The 16,932-nt window shown below is 45.8% G+C and carries 19 protein-coding genes; 9 read left to right on the plus strand and 10 right to left on the minus strand.

Going from position 1 to position 16,932, the window contains the following annotated elements; genetic code table 11:
• The first annotated feature begins 631 nt into the window (after positions 1-631).
• Positions 632-1,180: a gamma carbonic anhydrase family protein gene (locus L4D74_RS22295; protein ID WP_428754673.1), complete on the plus strand. Its 549-nt coding sequence runs from the start codon at positions 632-634 to the stop codon at positions 1,178-1,180.
• Here the strand turns inward: L4D74_RS22295 and L4D74_RS22300 are convergent.
• From L4D74_RS22300 to tsaC, 4 genes are all read right to left on the minus strand, one after another.
• A complete protein-coding gene (locus L4D74_RS22300) occupies positions 1,177-1,440 on the minus strand; it encodes a DUF1488 family protein (RefSeq protein WP_428754674.1) in 264 nt (87 codons plus the stop codon). The genes L4D74_RS22295 and L4D74_RS22300 overlap by 4 nt on opposite strands.
• Positions 1,441-1,444: 4 nt before the next feature.
• Positions 1,445-2,272, minus strand: coding sequence for a shikimate dehydrogenase (gene aroE, locus L4D74_RS22305; RefSeq protein WP_428754675.1), 828 nt, complete (start codon positions 2,270-2,272; stop codon positions 1,445-1,447).
• Between the two features lie 65 nt (positions 2,273-2,337).
• Positions 2,338-3,243 carry an oxygen-dependent coproporphyrinogen oxidase gene (hemF, locus tag L4D74_RS22310; protein WP_428754676.1) on the minus strand — a complete coding sequence of 302 codons (906 nt, stop codon included), beginning with the start codon at positions 3,241-3,243 and terminating at the stop codon, positions 2,338-2,340.
• 15 nt (positions 3,244-3,258) lie between these two features.
• On the minus strand, positions 3,259-3,816 hold the full coding sequence (gene tsaC / locus L4D74_RS22315; protein ID WP_428754677.1) for an L-threonylcarbamoyladenylate synthase type 1 TsaC: 558 nt from the start codon (positions 3,814-3,816) through the stop codon (positions 3,259-3,261).
• A gap of 181 nt (positions 3,817-3,997) precedes the next feature.
• On the opposite strand from tsaC, the gene purE reads away from it, so the two are divergent.
• Together purE and L4D74_RS22325 are read left to right on the plus strand one after the other, a co-directional pair.
• Positions 3,998-4,483 carry a 5-(carboxyamino)imidazole ribonucleotide mutase gene (gene purE, locus L4D74_RS22320; RefSeq protein ID WP_265677965.1) on the plus strand — a complete coding sequence of 162 codons (486 nt, stop codon included), beginning with the start codon at positions 3,998-4,000 and terminating at the stop codon, positions 4,481-4,483.
• A 2-nt stretch (positions 4,484-4,485) separates the two neighbouring features.
• A complete protein-coding gene (locus L4D74_RS22325) occupies positions 4,486-5,616 on the plus strand; it encodes a 5-(carboxyamino)imidazole ribonucleotide synthase (RefSeq protein WP_428754678.1) in 1,131 nt (376 codons plus the stop codon).
• Positions 5,617-5,672: 56 nt separating this feature from the next.
• On the opposite strand, the gene L4D74_RS22330 is transcribed toward L4D74_RS22325, so the two are convergent.
• From L4D74_RS22330 to L4D74_RS22345, 4 genes are read right to left on the minus strand one after another with little or no spacing between them, the layout of a single operon-like run.
• On the minus strand, positions 5,673-6,257 hold the full coding sequence (locus L4D74_RS22330; RefSeq protein WP_428754679.1) for a topoisomerase DNA-binding C4 zinc finger domain-containing protein: 585 nt from the start codon (positions 6,255-6,257) through the stop codon (positions 5,673-5,675).
• A 35-nt stretch (positions 6,258-6,292) separates the two neighbouring features.
• Positions 6,293-6,769 (minus strand): DUF494 family protein, encoded by a 477-nt coding sequence (locus L4D74_RS22335; RefSeq protein WP_279348332.1) that lies wholly within the window; start codon positions 6,767-6,769, stop codon positions 6,293-6,295.
• A complete protein-coding gene (gene dprA, locus L4D74_RS22340; protein ID WP_265676805.1) occupies positions 6,766-7,902 on the minus strand; it encodes a DNA-processing protein DprA in 1,137 nt (378 codons plus the stop codon). Before dprA ends, L4D74_RS22335 begins: the two co-directional genes overlap by 4 nt.
• An 8-nt stretch (positions 7,903-7,910) precedes the next feature.
• Positions 7,911-8,975 carry a LysM peptidoglycan-binding domain-containing protein gene (locus L4D74_RS22345; RefSeq protein ID WP_428754680.1) on the minus strand — a complete coding sequence of 355 codons (1,065 nt, stop codon included), beginning with the start codon at positions 8,973-8,975 and terminating at the stop codon, positions 7,911-7,913.
• Positions 8,976-9,090: 115 nt separating this feature from the next.
• Between L4D74_RS22345 and def the strand changes: the two genes are divergently transcribed.
• From def to L4D74_RS22370, 5 genes are all read left to right on the plus strand, one after another.
• A complete protein-coding gene (def, locus tag L4D74_RS22350) occupies positions 9,091-9,600 on the plus strand; it encodes a peptide deformylase (protein ID WP_250619267.1) in 510 nt (169 codons plus the stop codon).
• Positions 9,601-9,619: 19 nt separating this feature from the next.
• A complete protein-coding gene (gene fmt / locus L4D74_RS22355) occupies positions 9,620-10,567 on the plus strand; it encodes a methionyl-tRNA formyltransferase (RefSeq protein ID WP_428754681.1) in 948 nt (315 codons plus the stop codon).
• A gap of 90 nt (positions 10,568-10,657) precedes the next feature.
• Positions 10,658-11,935 (plus strand): 16S rRNA (cytosine(967)-C(5))-methyltransferase RsmB, encoded by a 1,278-nt coding sequence (rsmB, locus tag L4D74_RS22360; protein WP_265676763.1) that lies wholly within the window; start codon positions 10,658-10,660, stop codon positions 11,933-11,935.
• A gap of 67 nt (positions 11,936-12,002) precedes the next feature.
• Complete coding sequence (trkA, locus tag L4D74_RS22365) at positions 12,003-13,379, plus strand: Trk system potassium transporter TrkA (protein WP_265676764.1); 1,377 nt, start codon at positions 12,003-12,005, stop codon at positions 13,377-13,379.
• Between the two features lie 9 nt (positions 13,380-13,388).
• Positions 13,389-14,834, plus strand: a complete 1,446-nt coding sequence (locus tag L4D74_RS22370) for a TrkH family potassium uptake protein (RefSeq protein ID WP_428754682.1) — start codon at positions 13,389-13,391, stop codon at positions 14,832-14,834.
• 18 nt (positions 14,835-14,852) lie between these two features.
• Here the strand turns inward: L4D74_RS22370 and trhA are convergent, their stop codons facing one another.
• Positions 14,853-15,500, minus strand: a complete 648-nt coding sequence (gene trhA, locus L4D74_RS22375) for a PAQR family membrane homeostasis protein TrhA (RefSeq protein ID WP_265676766.1) — start codon at positions 15,498-15,500, stop codon at positions 14,853-14,855.
• Positions 15,501-15,582: 82 nt separating this feature from the next.
• The gene (locus tag L4D74_RS22380; RefSeq protein ID WP_428754683.1) at positions 15,583-16,383 is read right to left on the minus strand and encodes a sporulation protein; all 801 of its coding nucleotides are present in this window, start codon (positions 16,381-16,383) and stop codon (positions 15,583-15,585) included.
• A 284-nt stretch (positions 16,384-16,667) separates the two neighbouring features.
• Here L4D74_RS22380 and L4D74_RS22385 point away from each other — a divergent pair, with 284 nt between their 5' ends.
• On the plus strand, positions 16,668-16,835 hold the full coding sequence (locus L4D74_RS22385) for a hypothetical protein (protein WP_250619274.1): 168 nt from the start codon (positions 16,668-16,670) through the stop codon (positions 16,833-16,835).
• Positions 16,836-16,932: the final 97 nt, after the last annotated feature.

Raw genomic sequence — 16,932 nt, forward strand, 5'->3', positions numbered from 1 at the left:
GTGTTAGGCCTGCCGCCAGCGTTCAATCTGAGCCATGATCAAACTCTTCAATTTAAGATTTTGTCGGCTCAATGAATACTGACTTCAAAACTGTCCCTTACTTAAAAAGTAAGAAGTAATTTTAAAGCTATTATCGTTCCAACAGAACGATAATGAATTTTGACTGTGTGACAGTAAGCGAACTTACTACCCTTAGGTCACGTGTTCATTGAAAACCATTTTACTTCCGAAGAAGTTGTTTATCTCTGCTCAAAGCAGAAGTAAACATAATGATTATCATCAACAAGTGTCCACACAGATTGATATAGGTCTATATTGTTAAAGAGCTTGTTTCGAGCATTGCTCGAAACGGACGGTCATTCTAGCGAGATAAGCTTCAGTGTCAAACACTTTTTGAAACTTATTTTGCCAAGCTCATTGAGCTTGATAACCTTCTGACTCGTTCTGGTTTTTGTTGAACCCTTCCCGTGTCAGCGAGGGTGCATTATAGAGATCCGAATCACATTGGCAAGCCCTAAAAGTCACTTTTTCTATTTTTTTTATCTGTCTGATTGTTTTTTATTCTTAATGGTTAAAAAACCGCTTAAAATCAGCTTAAATCACATTACAAACTCTCAACTAAGAGATAAATATGACTTCAGTTCGTAGTTTCAAAGGAATTTGCCCGCAATTCGACTCTTCTGTCTATATAGATATGACTAGCGTTATCGTAGGAGATGTTCACCTTGGTAAAGATGTGAGCATTTGGCCATTCGTCTCTGCACGTGGCGATGTCAATCGTATTGAGATTGGAGACAGAACGAATATTCAAGACAACTCCGTCTTACATGTAACCCACAAAAATATGGATAACCCCGAGGGTTATCCATTATTAATCGGTAGTGATGTCACTATTGGTCATCAGGTTATGCTTCACGGCTGCACCATTCACGACCGCGTGTTGATTGGAATGGCTAGCATCGTATTAGATGGTGCCATCATTGAATCCGATGTAATGATTGGTGCGGGAAGTTTAGTTCCACCAAATAAGCGCCTCGAAAGGGGCTACCTATACGTGGGAAGCCCGGTAAAGCAAATTCGCCCACTAACAGAAAAAGAAACCACATTTTTACAGACGTCATCAAACAATTATGTACAGAACAAAAATGACTACATTAATCATGTTGACGTTATTCGCTAGCCCACTTTAATGTGACCTTGGTCATCGAAGTCCTCATCTTCAATGAGGGCTTCTGCGCACTCTTCAATATCAAACTGCGCTTTTTTATATGCTTCGATAGCCTCTTCTTCATTATTCACTCGCATAGAGGCTAACTGACCTAGCTTTTCAGCATCAATAGTACAAGTAATTAGCATGCCGGATTGATTGGCATAAAATGTTAATGTCTGCGTGAGGGAGTTCCATACAATGTCATCAGAAAACAATATTGATTGATTCATTTTACTAACTTTCCAGATTTCTACGAAGTTCACGCAAGATTTGTCGAGACCCTGGGCGTAGCCCACGCCATAACATGAAACTTTCAGCGGCTTGCCCCACTAACATACCCAGCCCATCATAAGTGACTGCAGCACCTGATTCACAGGCCCACTGGTTAAATGTCGTCAGCCCTTGACCATAAGCCATATCATAACTCACCGTCTGCGAACCAAAAATTGCGTGACTTATATTTGGACGTTCGTTGTACAGGCTTGCAGATGTAGAATTGATAACAACATCATAGCTTTTCGAAACACTCGACATTTCTATGGCATTGATAGCCCCAAAGCTGGAAAAAATCCCTACTAATTCTTCTGCTTTTTCATAGGTACGGTTGGTCAACGTAATTGAAGACGGTTTTTGGTCTAAAAGAGGTTTCAGCACACCACGAGCTGCACCACCAGCCCCTATAACAAGAATTGATGCGCCCTCGAGCATCACTTGATGCTGTAATAAGTCCTGAACCAACCCCTCGCCATCAGTATTGTCTCCAATGATCTCACCATCATCGACTTTCTTTAACGTGTTAACCGCTCCAGCCAATTGCGCTCTTTCAGTTAGGCGGCTTGCAAATTGATAGGCTTCTTCTTTAAAGGGGGCGGTGATATTGCACCCTTTACCACCCTCATTAAAAAACACTTCAACTGCGGATATAAATTCTGTGTTATCCGGCTGCTGACGGCCATACTCCATATTTTGCGCAGTCTGCTTAGCAAACAAGGTATGAATAAAAGGAGATTTACTTTGAGTGATAGGATTTCCGAAAACAACATACTGATCTGGCTTGCTCATGTCCCTGCCTGCTGCATACTAAAGTGATACTAAAGACACTATCACTTCAGCATGCTTTCGCCAAGTTACCAGTCTCTTGGCTTCAAATAGTCCGAGTAAAGCGTCGCTTCTGGTGTATTTTCTTCAGGCTGATAACTATATTCCCAGCGCGCTAATGGTGGCATCGACATTAGTATCGACTCAGTCCGCCCGCCACTTTGCAAGCCAAACAGAGTTCCACGGTCATAAACGAGGTTGAACTCGACATATCGACCACGGCGATAGAGTTGAAAGTCACGTTCACGTGAGCCAAACTCTAAACTCTTACGTTGATTCACTATCGGCAAGTACGCATCGAGGTAACCATTGCCAACCGCCTGCATATACTGAAACGACTTATCAAAGCCCCACTGATTTAAATCATCAAAGAACAAGCCCCCAATACCGCGGGTTTCATTTCGGTGCGGTAAGAAGAAGTAGTCATCACACCATTTTTTATGTTCAGCATAGACGTCATCGCCAAATGGCGCACATAAATCCTTAGCTACCTGATGCCAATGCTGACAGTCTTCCTCAAAAGGGTAAAACGGTGTTAAATCAAAGCCACCACCAAACCACCAGATGGGTGCTTCACCCTCTTTTTCTGCCACAAAAAAGCGCACATTGGCGTGCGATGTTGGTACATAAGGATTTTTGGGGTGCAACACTAAAGAGACTCCCATGGCTTCGAACTTGCGTCCCGCCAATTCTGGGCGGTGAGCGGTAGCAGACGCTGGCATTTTATCTCCAAAGACATGGGAAAAGTTTACGCCACCTTGTTCAAACACCCCGCCATCTTTAAGCACGCGACTTCGCCCGCCGCCGCCAAGTTCTCTTTGCCATTCATCTTCAACAAATTGCGCTACACCGTCTACGCTGGTTAGTTGTTCACAAATGGAATCTTGTAATTGCAACAAGAATGCTTTCACTTGATGTTTATCTACACCTGACATTGTCTATCGACCTCTCTACCCTTGCCTAATCATTTTCCCGGTTCTTGCGTCACGAATTTCGCTCGGATTTTCACGCCCACCCACTTCACCATTGAGAATACCCGCTAACCGCTCGCCAAGTTGTACCTTCACTTCGCTTACCGTCATACATGAAGGCATACCGGTTAAGTTAGCGCTCGTCGATGTCACTGGCTTACCAAATTCTTGGCATAACGCTTGAACAAGAGCATGGTCGGTCACCCTTACTGCAATCGTATCAAACTGACCACTCAACCAAGGAGATACCTTTCTACTGGCTGGCATCACCCAAGTATAAGGGCCTGGCCAAGTAGAGAACACACGTTCAAGTTGCGTCTTGCTGAGTTGAGTCTCGTCAATATAGGGACGCAGCTGTTCATAGCTACTCGCAATTAAAATCAGACCTTTCTCTACAGGTCTTTCTTTTACCGCCAATAGCTTTTTAATCGCTTCTATGTTGTCCGGATCACAACCGACACCAAACACACCTTCTGTTGGATAAGCAATCACCTCACCCAACTTGAGCATATCGACAATAGAGAGAACGTTATTCACTGCGCCTTCCTTTCCTTAAATCTAAACATTTTTTTTACAATTCACCGCACTATGCTCAAAACCCTGCCTAGAATCCAGAAAAAAACCCAACTTTAACTCACGCAAACGTTTTCCTATGAAAAAAATACTCGTATAATGCGCGCAATTTAGTCCATTTGAACATGCTTTGAAGGAGCTTCGGATGAAAGTCGGTATTATTATGGGTTCAAAATCAGACTGGCCAACAATGCAACTGGCTGCTGATATGCTAGACCAATTTGGTGTGGAATATGAAACGAAAGTTGTTTCCGCTCACCGCACACCACAACTACTAGCAGACTACGCGACTTCTGCCAAAGAGCGCGGTATTTCCGTTATCATCGCAGGAGCTGGCGGTGCTGCACACCTTCCAGGTATGGCTGCAGCATTCACGAGCATTCCTGTATTAGGTGTGCCAGTGCAAAGTCGTGCGCTAAAAGGAATGGACTCACTGCTCTCTATCGTTCAAATGCCAAAAGGCATTGCAGTCGGTACTTTAGCCATTGGTGAAGCTGGTGCTGCAAATGCGGGCATCCTAGCGGCTCAAATCATCGGCATTCACCAACCGGCGGTTATGGAAAAAGTCGAAGCATTCCGCCAAACACAAACGGATACTGTACTCGCAAACCCTGATCCATCAGAGGATTGATAATGAAGCACGTATTGGTTTTAGGAGCTGGTCAATTAGCACGAATGATGGCTCTGGCTGGCGCACCTCTCAATATCAAGATATCGGCGTTTGACGTAAACAGCGAAGACATCGTCCACCCCTTAACACTTGAAGTGCTGGGTAACGGTTTACAGCAAGCTATCGACCTTGCCGACGTGATTACGGCTGAGTTTGAGCACATCCCGCTTGCAGTTTTAGACATCTGTGAAAAAAGTGGCAAGTTTCTCCCTTCGACGCAGGCGATCAAAGCCGGTGGTGATCGACGCATTGAAAAAGCCCTGCTTGATCAAGCTGGTGTAAAAAATGCCAAGTACGCCATTATCCGCTCACGACAAGATTTCGATGCGGCCATTTCTCATGTCGGCTTGCCGATGGTGCTAAAAAGTGCGCTTGGTGGCTACGATGGTAAAGGTCAATGGCGACTTAAAATCCTAGATAACGTCGAATCAATTTGGGCGGAAATGCTAGTGTGTATTGAACAGTCAGAGAACCAAGCGATTGTCGCGGAAGAATTTGTCCCTTTTCAGCGTGAGGTCTCACTGATTGGCGCTCGTAATCAACAAGGTGATATTGCGATTTATCCTTTGGCGGAAAACGTGCATACCGACGGCGTATTAACACTATCAACCGCGATTGATGAAAGTGAGCTACAGCAACAAGCAGCCAAAATGTTCACCGCCGTTGCTGAGTCTCTTGATTATGTCGGTGTACTGGCGTTAGAGTTCTTTGACGTCAATGGTGCTCTACTCGTCAATGAAATTGCCCCGCGCGTGCACAATTCTGGACACTGGACACAACAGGGCGCCGATACTTGTCAGTTTGAAAACCATTTACGCGCGGTTTGCGACATGCCACTTGGCTCAACGCAGCTCACCCGCACAACGTCAATGGTCAACATCTTAGGCGAAGATTGCGTCCCAGAGGCGGTACATCAGCTACCAGGTTGTCATGTACATTGGTATGGCAAAGAGAAACGAGCTGGGCGTAAGATGGGGCATATTAATGTGTCAGCCTCTGACAACGCAGAACTGAAAGCGACGCTCATTAAGCTCGCTGATATTCTCGACCCAGCGGCATTTCCGGCACTAAAGCCTGCGGCGCACGCGTTGTAGCTGCCCAAGCATACTCTCCGGTCAGTGATTATCTCATCCCAATAAAAAACGGCTCATTAAGAGCCGTTTTCATTTTGAATTTTATGACACGAGCGTGAAGCACATTCAAGTACCACTCCAGACGCCCGTTTCTTTTCCGTCAATAACGGATAACCACAACCATCGCAGCTGCCAACCACAGGCGGGTGGTTCACTGCAAACTTGCATTTCGGATAGGCATCGCAAGCGTAAAAAGCTTTACCAAATCGTGATTTTCTCTCTATTAAGTGTCCCTTCCGGCACTCAGGACAAGAAACATCAGCGACACTATTCTGTTCGTTGTCTTCAGGTTTATTGGGCGATTGAATAAAATGACATTCCGGATACCCGCTGCAACCAATAAACATTCCGTAACGACCTTGGCGAAGCAATAGCTCACGACCACAGTCTGGGCATGACACCCCTAATGATTTAATGATATGGCCATCATTTTGATGCAATGGTTTAATAAAATCACAGCTAGGGTAATCACTGCATCCTAGAAAAGGGCCGTGCTTACCATTCTTTAGCTGTAACGTACCGCGCTGGCATTGCGGACATGACTCTTTGTCGAGTGCATGTTCATGAGCCGAAAACAGTTGATGATCAATTTTACCGCTCATGAAACTCTCTTCTGTAAACGTTAGGGGGCGGGTTTCTAATGAACCATGCCTTGTTCCGTGGTGTAGATCAGCTCTTCCATCAGCGTATATTCATTTTCATTACCGGGAACATTGAACAATACCATTAAGATAATCCACTTCAGATCATCCAATTCAAACTCACTTGTTTCCAGTCCCATCACTCGATCTATCACCATCTCACGAGTTTCTGTCGTTAAGACGCCTACTTGCTCTAAAAACATCAAAAAGCCTCGGCTCTTAACGTCAATACGAGACATTTCTTTGGCGGTGTAAATACGAGTTGAGGTGGATGCACTCATCGAGATAGCAGAGTGCTTATCGGTATCTTGCAGTTCCGCTAAGTCTTCTAACCATTGCAGTGCTTTGTAAATATCTTTTTGCTGAAAGCCTGCTCGAAGCAATTCATCTTCCAGTTCGTCTTGGTCTACCTGTAGTTCCGCATCGCTATGGATATAGGTTTCAAACAGGTACATCAGTATGTCCATCATCATAGCTTGCCTCTCCCACTAAGAATATAACCACCGGTAACGGCAACAATATGGCCAAGTAATTCAAGCTCAAGGAGCTGTTGCATGACCTCATGCACAGGAATATGGGTCTTTTGAGCCAAAATATCAACAGGTGTCGGCTCTATTCCTACGTTAGCCAACAGTTCTGGATATGGCAATGCTTCTTTATCAGACACTTGCCTCTCAGGTGGTGAGTCAAAAAAACTCGGTTGATGATCTTTAGACCAATTTGTCAGCGATTCTATTTCATCCAACACATCCTTTGGTGATTGTACGAGACAAGCACCGTTTTTTATCAATGAGTGGCACCCGTTATGAAAAGGGTGTCGGATTGAGCCCGGAATAGCGAACACATCTCGGCCTTGCTCAGCAGCATATCGCGCTGTAATTAACGAGCCACTTTTTTCTGTTGCCTCAACCACAACAACACCAGCCGCCAAGCCACTAATAATACGATTTCGACGTGGGAAAAACTCCGGTCTCGGTTTGCTGTAAGGAGGGTGTTCGCTAATTAGTGCACCCTGCTCCTGAATTCGGCTCGCAAGCCCTTTATGTCGATGGGGATAAATATGTTCTAAGCCAGAGCCCAATACCGCCACCGTTTTACCACCGGCATTCAACGCCCCCTGATGAGCGTGTCCATCCACACCCAGCGCCAAGCCACTCGTGACAACAAACCCTTGTTCAGAAAAAGTATGCGCATAACTCGATGCTGTCTCTAGCCCTTCTATTGTGGCATTGCGGCTGCCAACCATCGCAATTTGCGGAGCACTCAATACTTGTGGATGACCAATAACGAACAGTATCGGTGGATACCCCTTTGTTTCTTTAAGTAAAGCAGGGTAATGAGGGTTTATCGACAACAATATATGGTGGTATGGGCGATTCTGCCATTCTAAGCAAGCTTGCACGACGTTCGTGGCATCATGGCGAATAAAACGAATTTGTTTTTCTTTTAGACCAATGGCACGTAGCTGAAGTTCATCAAAATCAATCAGCGTTGAGGGTGCCGCAATCGCGCATAACTTATGAAACGTCACCGAGCCAATCCCTGGACACAAGGCCAACGTCAGCCATGCGGCTAATTCGTCTTCTAACGATTTACGCTCAACCATCAGTGTCATTACCGTTCTGGCGCTTCAATGATTGCCATCATTGATACCGGTTCTGTCGATGTCGTGATCACGGCGATACTAAAATGCGCATACGGACGAATCACCATCAATTGCCCAATTTCAACTTTAGGGAATGTGGATGCCTCCGTGGCTTTGGTGAGTCCTTTCTCCCCTGATGAAAAGCGAAAATCTTCCGAACGCCGCTTGATAAGGTAAGTACTTCCCTGCTTCACGCTATCCAATACACCAACATTTAGCACCACTGTCTGTCCTTGCACTGCATAGTTCAACGAATTTAGCGAGCCCAGAAGCTGAACTGGCTTAGACGTAATATAGGGTCCAGGTTGAGGAGAAAAACTGGCGGCTAGAGACATATCCTGATGGACGCTAAACGGAATAACGAGATCACCTTTTTTAAGCTCTCTTTTAAGGCTGGTTATCATTAACGTCGTCATTCCTTCTTTCTGATCAACGGTATGGGCTTCCGCCAATAGCCGAATTTCCGTCATTTCAACCTGCTCAGCGCTTGATATATACGCTTTGCCAACCCGATAAATTCCCCACTCACGCTCTGCCCCTTTGTATTGAATGTAGAGCTCATCACGATCCGTCACATAGTCCAGACCACGACTTGACCCTGCAACAACCGGGAATGTCTCTAATCGAGAGGATTCGACAAGCCCTTCTTTTTCTAGATAACGAGTCACCGTAGCGCGCTCCGCGCCCGAAATGGCAACTTTTTGGTTAGTACGAATACGAGGTGATAACTTTTCAAAGGCCTTCTTTGTCAGGCGAGGCTTGCCATCAATCCAGATAAGCGTGAGTTGGTCGCCAGGGTAGATTAGGTGTGGGTTATCGATGTGCTGATTCTGCCCCCAAAGTTCAGGCCATCGCCATGGTGACTGCAGATATAATGTAGAGATGTCCCACAACGTATCTCCTGCCACAACCACATAAGACTTAGGGACATTGGGTTTGATCTTCAACTCATCGGAATCCACAGGAAAGCAAACAAATACAGAGAGTGTGAGCAGAATAAAATGCCACTTTGATCTCAATATTTGTTGTTTCATCGTCAGCATTCCCTTGCTTTGTTTCATGGGATGCTGTCATTTAGGTGCGAAAATGTCTAGAATTGAACCAACGAAGTCCGTGCCTATTCGGCACAGTTCAATATTTTGAGTGTATATGTCTGTATTACAAGTATTAACTTTCCCGGATGAGCGCCTAAGAACAGTCGCAAAGCCTGTCACTGAAGTCACTCCGGAGATTCAAAAAGTCGTTGATGACATGATTGAAACCATGTACGACGAAGAAGGAATTGGTCTAGCGGCAACGCAAGTAGACTTCCACCAGCGTATTGTTGTGATCGATATTTCGGACACACGCGATGAGCCTATGGTCCTTATCAATCCAGAAATCACCGAAAAACGCGGTGAAGACGGCATTGAAGAAGGCTGCTTGTCCGTGCCTGGCGCACGCGCACTCGTAGCTCGCGCAGCAGAAGTCAGCGTCACTGCGCTTAACCGCGATGGTGAAACGTTCTCCTTTGAAGCCGATGACTTACTCGCCATTTGTGTTCAGCACGAATTGGACCATTTAGAGGGCAAACTTTTTGTCGATTATCTTTCCCCTCTAAAGCGTAAGCGTATCAAAGATAAATTAGAAAAGATTCAGCGCTTCAACGCGAAACAATAATAACTTAAGTGAGGTTTCTGTGAGCCAATCATTACGCATTGTGTTTGCCGGTACTCCAGACTTCGCCGCCCGTCACTTGGCGGCGTTATTGTCTTCGGAGCACGACATTATTGCCGTTTACACCCAACCAGATCGACCGGCGGGGCGCGGAAAAAAGCTAACCGCTAGCCCTGTAAAAACGATGGCGATTGAGCATGATATTCCTGTCTACCAGCCAGTGAATTTTAAGTCAGATGAAGCCAAACAAACGCTGAAAGATTTGAATGCTGATCTTATGGTTGTCGTTGCGTATGGTTTATTGCTCCCACAAGCAGTCCTTGATACCCCTAAATTGGGTTGTATCAATGTTCACGGTTCTATTTTGCCTCGCTGGCGTGGCGCAGCGCCAATCCAGCGCTCTATTTGGGCGGGCGATGCAGAAACAGGCGTGACTATCATGCAGATGGATATCGGTCTTGATACTGGTGACATGCTAAAGATCGCGACACTTCCTATCGAAGCCACCGACACTAGTGCCACTATGTATGACAAGCTCGCCGAGCTAGGTCCCCAGGCTTTAGTTGACTGCTTAGGTGACATTGCTGTTAACAATACAAAACCAGTAAAACAAGACGACGAGCAAGCCAATTACGCCAGTAAGTTGAGCAAAGACGAAGCGAAGATTGACTGGTCGCTAGACGCGGAGTTTATCGAGCGCTGCGTGCGTGCCTTTAACCCGTGGCCAATGAGCTTCTTCTCGGTGGAAGAGAACAACATCAAAGTTTGGCAATCTCGTGTCGAGGCAAGTACGACAGAAATGGCAGTAGGCACTATCCTTAAGGCTGATAAAACAGGAATTTACGTTGCTACTGGAAAGGACACCTTAGTTCTGGAGCAGATCCAGATCCCAGGAAAGAAAGCCATGCCGGTCAGTGATGTACTAAACTCCAAAGCCAGCTGGTTTGAAGTCGGCAGTATCCTAGGTTAACGATACTCCCTACATACAATCTTTAGGGCCAGTACTGACCAGTGCAGGCCCTAGTTTGTTTTAATAACAACACAATTTTAGGTAACTAACATGAACGTTCGCGCTGTTGCGGCCAACATCCTGTTTCAAGTGGTTGATAAAGGTCAATCCCTATCCAATGCGCTTCCTGCCGGTCAACAGCAGGTCAAACCACGTGACCAAGCTTTACTGCAAGAAATTTGTTTTGGCGCCCTGCGAATCCTACCTCGCTTGGAATCCATTGCTTCTGAGCTCATGGAAAAACCTCTTAAAGGCAAACAGCGTGTTTTTCATCACCTGATCCTTGTCGGCATTTACCAAATTGGCAATATGCGCATCCCAGCACACGCCGCAGTAGGTGAAACGGTTGAAGCAACGAAAACGCTAAAAGGCCCGAAATTGCGTGGGCTCATCAATGCGGTATTGCGAAATTATCAACGCAATCAAGAACAGCTCGATGAAATATCCATGAGTCACAATGCCGGTAAATATGGTCACCCAGGCTGGCTGCTAAAACTGCTCCAAAATAGTTACCCAGAGCAGTGGGCGGATATTCTAGAAGCGAACAACACCAAGGCACCGATGTGGTTACGTGTTAATCACCAGCATCACACAAGAGATGAATACCTAGAACTGCTCAAAAATGAAGGCATTGATTGCACAGCACACTCAGAAGCGCAAGATGCTCTAAAATTGGCCGCACCTTGCGACGTCAACAATTTGCCAGGCTTTGATAAAGGCTGGGTATCGGTACAAGATGCCGCAGCGCAACTCTCTCTTAATTATCTCCAACCTCAAGATGGTGAGTTAATTCTAGATTGCTGCGCCGCGCCAGGTGGCAAAACGGCTCATATTCTTGAACGCACGACTGGCAGCAAAGTCGTTGCCATTGATTGCGATGAAACCCGCCTAAAGCGCGTTCACGACAACCTTCAGCGTTTGCAACTTCAAGCGACTGTCGTTTGTGGTGATGCAAGAACACCGCAAGAGTGGTGGCAAGGTGAACAGTTCGACCGTATCTTGTTGGATGCGCCATGCTCTGCAACAGGCGTTATTCGTCGCCACCCTGATATTAAATGGCTGCGTCGAGCTGAAGACATTGCGGCTCTTGCTGAGCTGCAGCGTGAAATATTTGATGCAATGTGGCAACAGCTCAAAACTGGTGGCACCATGGTGTACGCAACATGCTCAATTACACCGCAAGAAAATGTAGAACAAGTGAAAGCATTCTTGGCGCGAACCAGCAATGCCCAGCTAGTAGATTCAGATATCAACCACCCAGGACGTCAGATTTTGCCTGGAGAAGAAGATATGGATGGCTTCTATTACGCAGTATTAAAAAAAGCATAGAATGCTAAGGTATTGATAGTTATTCTAGCGACTCGTTGAGTCGACATAATCAAAAGAGCGAAACGTTATGAAAATCATCATTCTTGGTGCAGGGCAAGTCGGTGGCACACTCGCAGAAAACCTCGTGGGTGAAAACAATGATATTACCATTGTAGATAAAAACAGTGACCGTCTGCGTGAACTACAAGATAAGTATGATTTACGGGTGGTCAACGGCTATGCCAGCCACCCCGACGTATTGCGTGAAGCTGGCGCTCAAGATGCCGATATGTTGGTTGCCGTCACTAATATGGACGAAACCAATATGGCAGCCTGTCAGGTGGCGTTTTCGCTCTTTAACACCCCAAACCGTGTCGCTCGTATTCGCTCACGTGAGTACCTCATTGAAAAAGAAACGCTGTTTAATTCAGGGGCAGTACCCGTTGACCACTTAATTGCGCCAGAGGAGTTGGTCACCAGTTATATCGAGCGCTTAATTCAATATCCCGGTGCACTGCAAGTGGTCAGTTTTGCCGATGAAAAGGTCAGCCTTGTGGCGGTGAAGGCCTACTATGGCGGTCCATTGGTAGGCAATGCCCTATCAACATTGCGTGAACACATGCCGCACATCGACACACGAGTCGCTGCTATCTTTCGACAAGGTCGCCCTATTCGCCCTCAAGGCACCACGATTATTGAAGCCGACGACGAGGTGTTTTTTGTTGCGGCCAGTAACCATATTCGTTCGGTCATGAGTGAGCTTCAACGCCTCGAAAAGCCTTATCGTCGCATCATGATTGTTGGTGGGGGTAACATCGGTTCAAGCCTGTCGAAACGCCTAGAACAAAACTACAGCGTTAAGCTCATCGAACGCAGTTATCAACGAGCAGAAAAACTTTCTGAGCAACTCGAAAACACCATCGTGTTCTGTGGTGACGCGGCGGATCAAGAATTACTTGCCGAAGAAAATATCGACCAAGTTGACGTCTTTATTGCGCTAACCAATGAAGATGAAACTAACATCATGTCTGCAATGTTAGCGAAAAAGATGGGCGCTAAAAAAGTGATGGTGCTCATTCAACGAGGCGCGTACGTTGATCTCGTTCAAGGTGGCACCATTGACGTAGCAATATCACCCCAGCAAGCCACTATTTCCGCGCTGCTAACCCATGTAAGACGTGCTGACATCGTTAATGTATCGTCATTAAGACGCGGCGCTGCTGAAGCCATTGAAGCCGTTGCTCGTGGTGATGAAACCACATCTAAAGTGGTAGGCAAAGCCATTGGTGAGATCAAGTTACCACCAGGCACCACCATTGGCGCGATTGTTCGTGGCGAAGAAGTGCTGATTGCTCACGATCGTACCGTCATTGAGCAAGATGACCACGTGGTCATGTTCCTTGTGGACAAAAAGTATGTTCCCGATGTAGAAGCACTATTCCAACCAAGTGCATTCTTCTTATAAGGCACATTTATGGTCAATGCTCGTCCAGTCGCGTTCGTTATTGGGTTAGTTCTTTCAAAACTGGCCCTATTTATGTACGTCCCGACATTAGTCGCCTTTTTCACGGGTACCGATGGTTTTCTTGATTTTGGTTTAGCGGTAGCCATTACCCACCTTGTGGCATTTCTATGCCTATCAATAGGTCGCACCAAGAATTTTCACCTAAGTGTGCGTGATATGTTCCTGATTACCAGCCTCGTCTGGATGATTACCAGCGCATTTGCCGCACTACCTTTTGTGTTCATCAACCATATCAGCTTTACCGATGCGTACTTTGAAACCATGTCAGGCATTACTACGACTGGCTCAACCGTTCTCAGCGGGCTCGATAATATGGCACCAAGTATTTTGCTATGGCGTTCTATTTTGCAATGGCTTGGTGGTATTGGCTTTATTGTTATGGCGGTGGCGGTATTACCGATGCTTAATGTCGGGGGGATGCGCTTATTCCAAACCGAATCGTCCGATTGGTCAGATAAAAGCAGCCCAAGAGCAAAAACCGTCGCTAAAAATATTGTCTTAGTCTATTTGGTATTGACCGCGCTGTGTCTGCTTGGTTACTTAGCAACTGGCATGTCATTGTTTGATGGCATTAATCATGCCTTTACAACGCTGTCTACAGGAGGTTATTCCACCTCCGATGGTTCGATGAACCACTTCTCCAATGGTGCCCATTGGGTGGGCACCATTTTTATGTTTTTGGGTGGGTTACCTTTCCTACTCTTTGTCTCTGCGCTCACTAAACGCAATCTTCGTGTCATCATCAATGACGCGCAAGTTCGCGGTTTCACCTATTTGTTCTTAGTATCCAGCACCATCGTTGCACTGTGGCTCATTATCAAAAACGATTACGCGTTGAGTGATGCGTTTCGAGTCGCGATGTTTAACATCGTCTCTGTCGTGACAACCACTGGCTTTGGATTAGAAGACTTTACCGCGTGGGGAGCCTTACCCAGCGTTATTTTTGTATTTATAATGATGGTAGGCGCTTGCTCTGGTTCTACGTCTGGTGGCATCAAAATATTCCGTATTCAGATTGCCATTACGCTCTTAAATAAACAGATGATGAAGCTTATCCATCCATCAGGTGTCTTCGTACAACGCTACAACCATCGCCCCGTCAATGATGATATTGTTCGCTCTGTTGTCGCGTTTGTATTGATGTTCTTTGTTACTATTATAGTGCTTGCGGCATCACTGAGCGCGATGGGACTTGACCCAGTCACCAGCATTTCAGGGGCAATTACGGCCGTGGCTAACGTAGGACCAGGGATGGGGACTGTCATCGGCCCTACCGGCAATTTCTCATCACTGCCCGATGCCGCTAAATGGTTATTAAGTCTCGGCATGTTAATGGGACGCCTCGAGATTTTGACACTACTTGTGCTCTTTTTCCCTGCGTTTTGGCGTCGTTAACATCGGTAACCTCATGACTTAACGAGGCTGTACATACCAATAAATAGCGAAAAAGTGACAAGCCGCGCCCGCCAAAACAAACACATGCCAAATAGCATGATTGAATGGAATGCGCTCACACGCATAAAATACCGCCCCCAAGGTATACGTCACCCCGCCCAGCGCCAACAACATAACACCTGACGGATCTAAGCTTTGAGATAACTGATACAACGGAATAAGCGATAGCCAACCCATGGTTAGATAAGTCAGCAATGAAAAACGCTTAATACGGTGGGCATAAAAAAGCTTCATGACAACACCCACTACTGCCAACAACCAAACAATGACCATAACAGACACGGCAAGAGGTGTTCGCAAACACACCAACATAAACGGTGTATAACTCCCTGCGATCAACAGGTAGATAGCACAATGGTCAAAAGTTTTCAGACGACGTTTTTGCGTGGGGTCATCAATAGAATGGTAGAGTGTCGAAGCCAGAAATAATGTCACCATGCTGCAGCCATAAACACTCATACTAATGAATGTGAGCGCATCGGCATTGGCTTGAATCGATTTCAATACAAGTAACACTAAGCCAACGGCAGACAAAGCGACACCAAGTGCGTGGGTAACACTATTCGCGCGCTCTTCGTGCAAACTATACAATGAAGCTGATGACATGGTACATACTCAAGATAGGACTTGTTTGCAGCATGACACATTCAGCTTACAAATGTAAGCTGAATGATTGAGCATTCCTTTTCTAAGAGGTTTGATCGAGATAATCGAGCACTTTCTTACCCGCTTCTTCTGCAGTCATTGAGCTTGGTAGGCTTAGTTCACGCTTTAACTGCCCCAACCCAATCAAGCTAGAAAGCATTCCGCCAATGCCATCTCTATTTCTATCAATTTCAAACCACAGTTTAAGTTCACTTTCATCCCGGTAAGCTACGATTTCTAGCTCTCTCCAACGACCATGGTAAGGCCCGGTGGTCGGCACAAATTCAAACTCTTGCACAAACGGCATCGCAAACCCTTTTGCCGCTTCGCATTCAACTTGTCGAATTCGCAACCCTTCATGCTCTAACGTAGAAAAAATTCCATCAAGCAAAGGATCGGGTCTCACGGTAAGTAAATCTTTATCTGTGGGATCGGCGGCTAGTGCGATATCAAGCCCTGTCTCGAGCCACACTTTAGAATCACCCAACGTGACGGGAGTATTCCAAGGAACTGCCAATTCTACTTCAAAATCTCGCGTTTCACCGGGCTCAATCGTAAACGCATAAGGTAACGTCCACGTTTCCAATTCATAGGTTTTCGCTACACGCTTCTTAGGACTGCCTGGCTGATTCTGATTATCATGATGACTACGAGCGACTTCATCAATATAACGGCAGCATAAACGCATATTAATATTATCGACCGTTTGGGCGGTTTTGCCGCCATAAACATGAACCGTCACTTTGACGTTCTCGCCAGGATAAAGGAACTCCTGGTGCAATACAGAGTCCACTCGCGCCGCACCAATCCCAAAGCTTGCTAAGGTTTTCTTAAAAAAAGACATACGCACCTCCATTCACTACTCACCGTTTTATCGCAATTAATACGATAAAACAAATATACATAGCAAAAAAACCACATGTGCAAAAAAGCAGCAATTAATTTTATCTAGGCTATCGAACCAAATAACACTTGGTGATATTCTATACGTGATATGCATGCATATCGTTATTCCTGATTATTTATTAGGACTGGCATCCGCCAAAAAAGAGCCATTGTATTTCAATGACTCATAAATAATCAGGCCATTAGATTGGCAATGGAATTGCCTGACTGTTAGGTATAGCAATGCGCCCTACTCCTGTCAGGTTTTCGCACTCAAATCGTGGTGCGTCGCGTCGTCGCAGTGGTTTTGCCCCTGCTTTTGTCGCAAAACAGGCCGCTCCTTCTATGACGCTTGTTGAAAAAAGTGCTCTTTTGGCACCGACTCCAACAAAAGTCGTTAAAGCAGCATAATAAAAAAGCGCAGACACCCTGCGCTTTTTTTATGCCTAGCGCTTTCTAATATTGGTTATTCTCACGATATTTGATATTTTGATGCAAAAATTACTAT

This window comes from Vibrio cionasavignyae (genome assembly GCF_050337155.1).
Taxonomy (GTDB): Bacteria; Pseudomonadota; Gammaproteobacteria; order Enterobacterales; family Vibrionaceae; genus Vibrio; species Vibrio nomapromontoriensis.

What these genes read in the sequence shown, in the direction of transcription:
- L4D74_RS22345 (WP_428754680.1), bottom strand. Translation starts at nt 8,975, where the DNA reads ATGAAACAACAAATATTGAGATCAAAGTGGCATTTTATTCTGCTCACA.
- L4D74_RS22380 (WP_428754683.1), bottom strand. Translation starts at nt 16,383, where the DNA reads ATGTCTTTTTTTAAGAAAACCTTAGCAAGCTTTGGGATTGGTGCGGCG.
- hemF (WP_428754676.1), bottom strand. Translation starts at nt 3,243, where the DNA reads ATGTCAGGTGTAGATAAACATCAAGTGAAAGCATTCTTGTTGCAATTA.
- L4D74_RS22385 (WP_250619274.1), top strand. Translation starts at nt 16,668, where the DNA reads ATGCGCCCTACTCCTGTCAGGTTTTCGCACTCAAATCGTGGTGCGTCG.
- dprA (WP_265676805.1), bottom strand. Translation starts at nt 7,902, where the DNA reads ATGGTTGAGCGTAAATCGTTAGAAGACGAATTAGCCGCATGGCTGACG.
- trhA (WP_265676766.1), bottom strand. Translation starts at nt 15,500, where the DNA reads ATGTCATCAGCTTCATTGTATAGTTTGCACGAAGAGCGCGCGAATAGT.
- L4D74_RS22330 (WP_428754679.1), bottom strand. Translation starts at nt 6,257, where the DNA reads ATGAGCGGTAAAATTGATCATCAACTGTTTTCGGCTCATGAACATGCA.
- L4D74_RS22295 (WP_428754673.1), top strand. Translation starts at nt 632, where the DNA reads ATGACTTCAGTTCGTAGTTTCAAAGGAATTTGCCCGCAATTCGACTCT.
- L4D74_RS22300 (WP_428754674.1), bottom strand. Translation starts at nt 1,440, where the DNA reads ATGAATCAATCAATATTGTTTTCTGATGACATTGTATGGAACTCCCTC.
- rsmB (WP_265676763.1), top strand. Translation starts at nt 10,658, where the DNA reads ATGAACGTTCGCGCTGTTGCGGCCAACATCCTGTTTCAAGTGGTTGAT.
- L4D74_RS22325 (WP_428754678.1), top strand. Translation starts at nt 4,486, where the DNA reads ATGAAGCACGTATTGGTTTTAGGAGCTGGTCAATTAGCACGAATGATG.
- L4D74_RS22370 (WP_428754682.1), top strand. Translation starts at nt 13,389, where the DNA reads ATGGTCAATGCTCGTCCAGTCGCGTTCGTTATTGGGTTAGTTCTTTCA.
- purE (WP_265677965.1), top strand. Translation starts at nt 3,998, where the DNA reads ATGAAAGTCGGTATTATTATGGGTTCAAAATCAGACTGGCCAACAATG.
- aroE (WP_428754675.1), bottom strand. Translation starts at nt 2,272, where the DNA reads ATGAGCAAGCCAGATCAGTATGTTGTTTTCGGAAATCCTATCACTCAA.
- L4D74_RS22335 (WP_279348332.1), bottom strand. Translation starts at nt 6,769, where the DNA reads ATGATGATGGACATACTGATGTACCTGTTTGAAACCTATATCCATAGC.
- trkA (WP_265676764.1), top strand. Translation starts at nt 12,003, where the DNA reads ATGAAAATCATCATTCTTGGTGCAGGGCAAGTCGGTGGCACACTCGCA.
- def (WP_250619267.1), top strand. Translation starts at nt 9,091, where the DNA reads ATGTCTGTATTACAAGTATTAACTTTCCCGGATGAGCGCCTAAGAACA.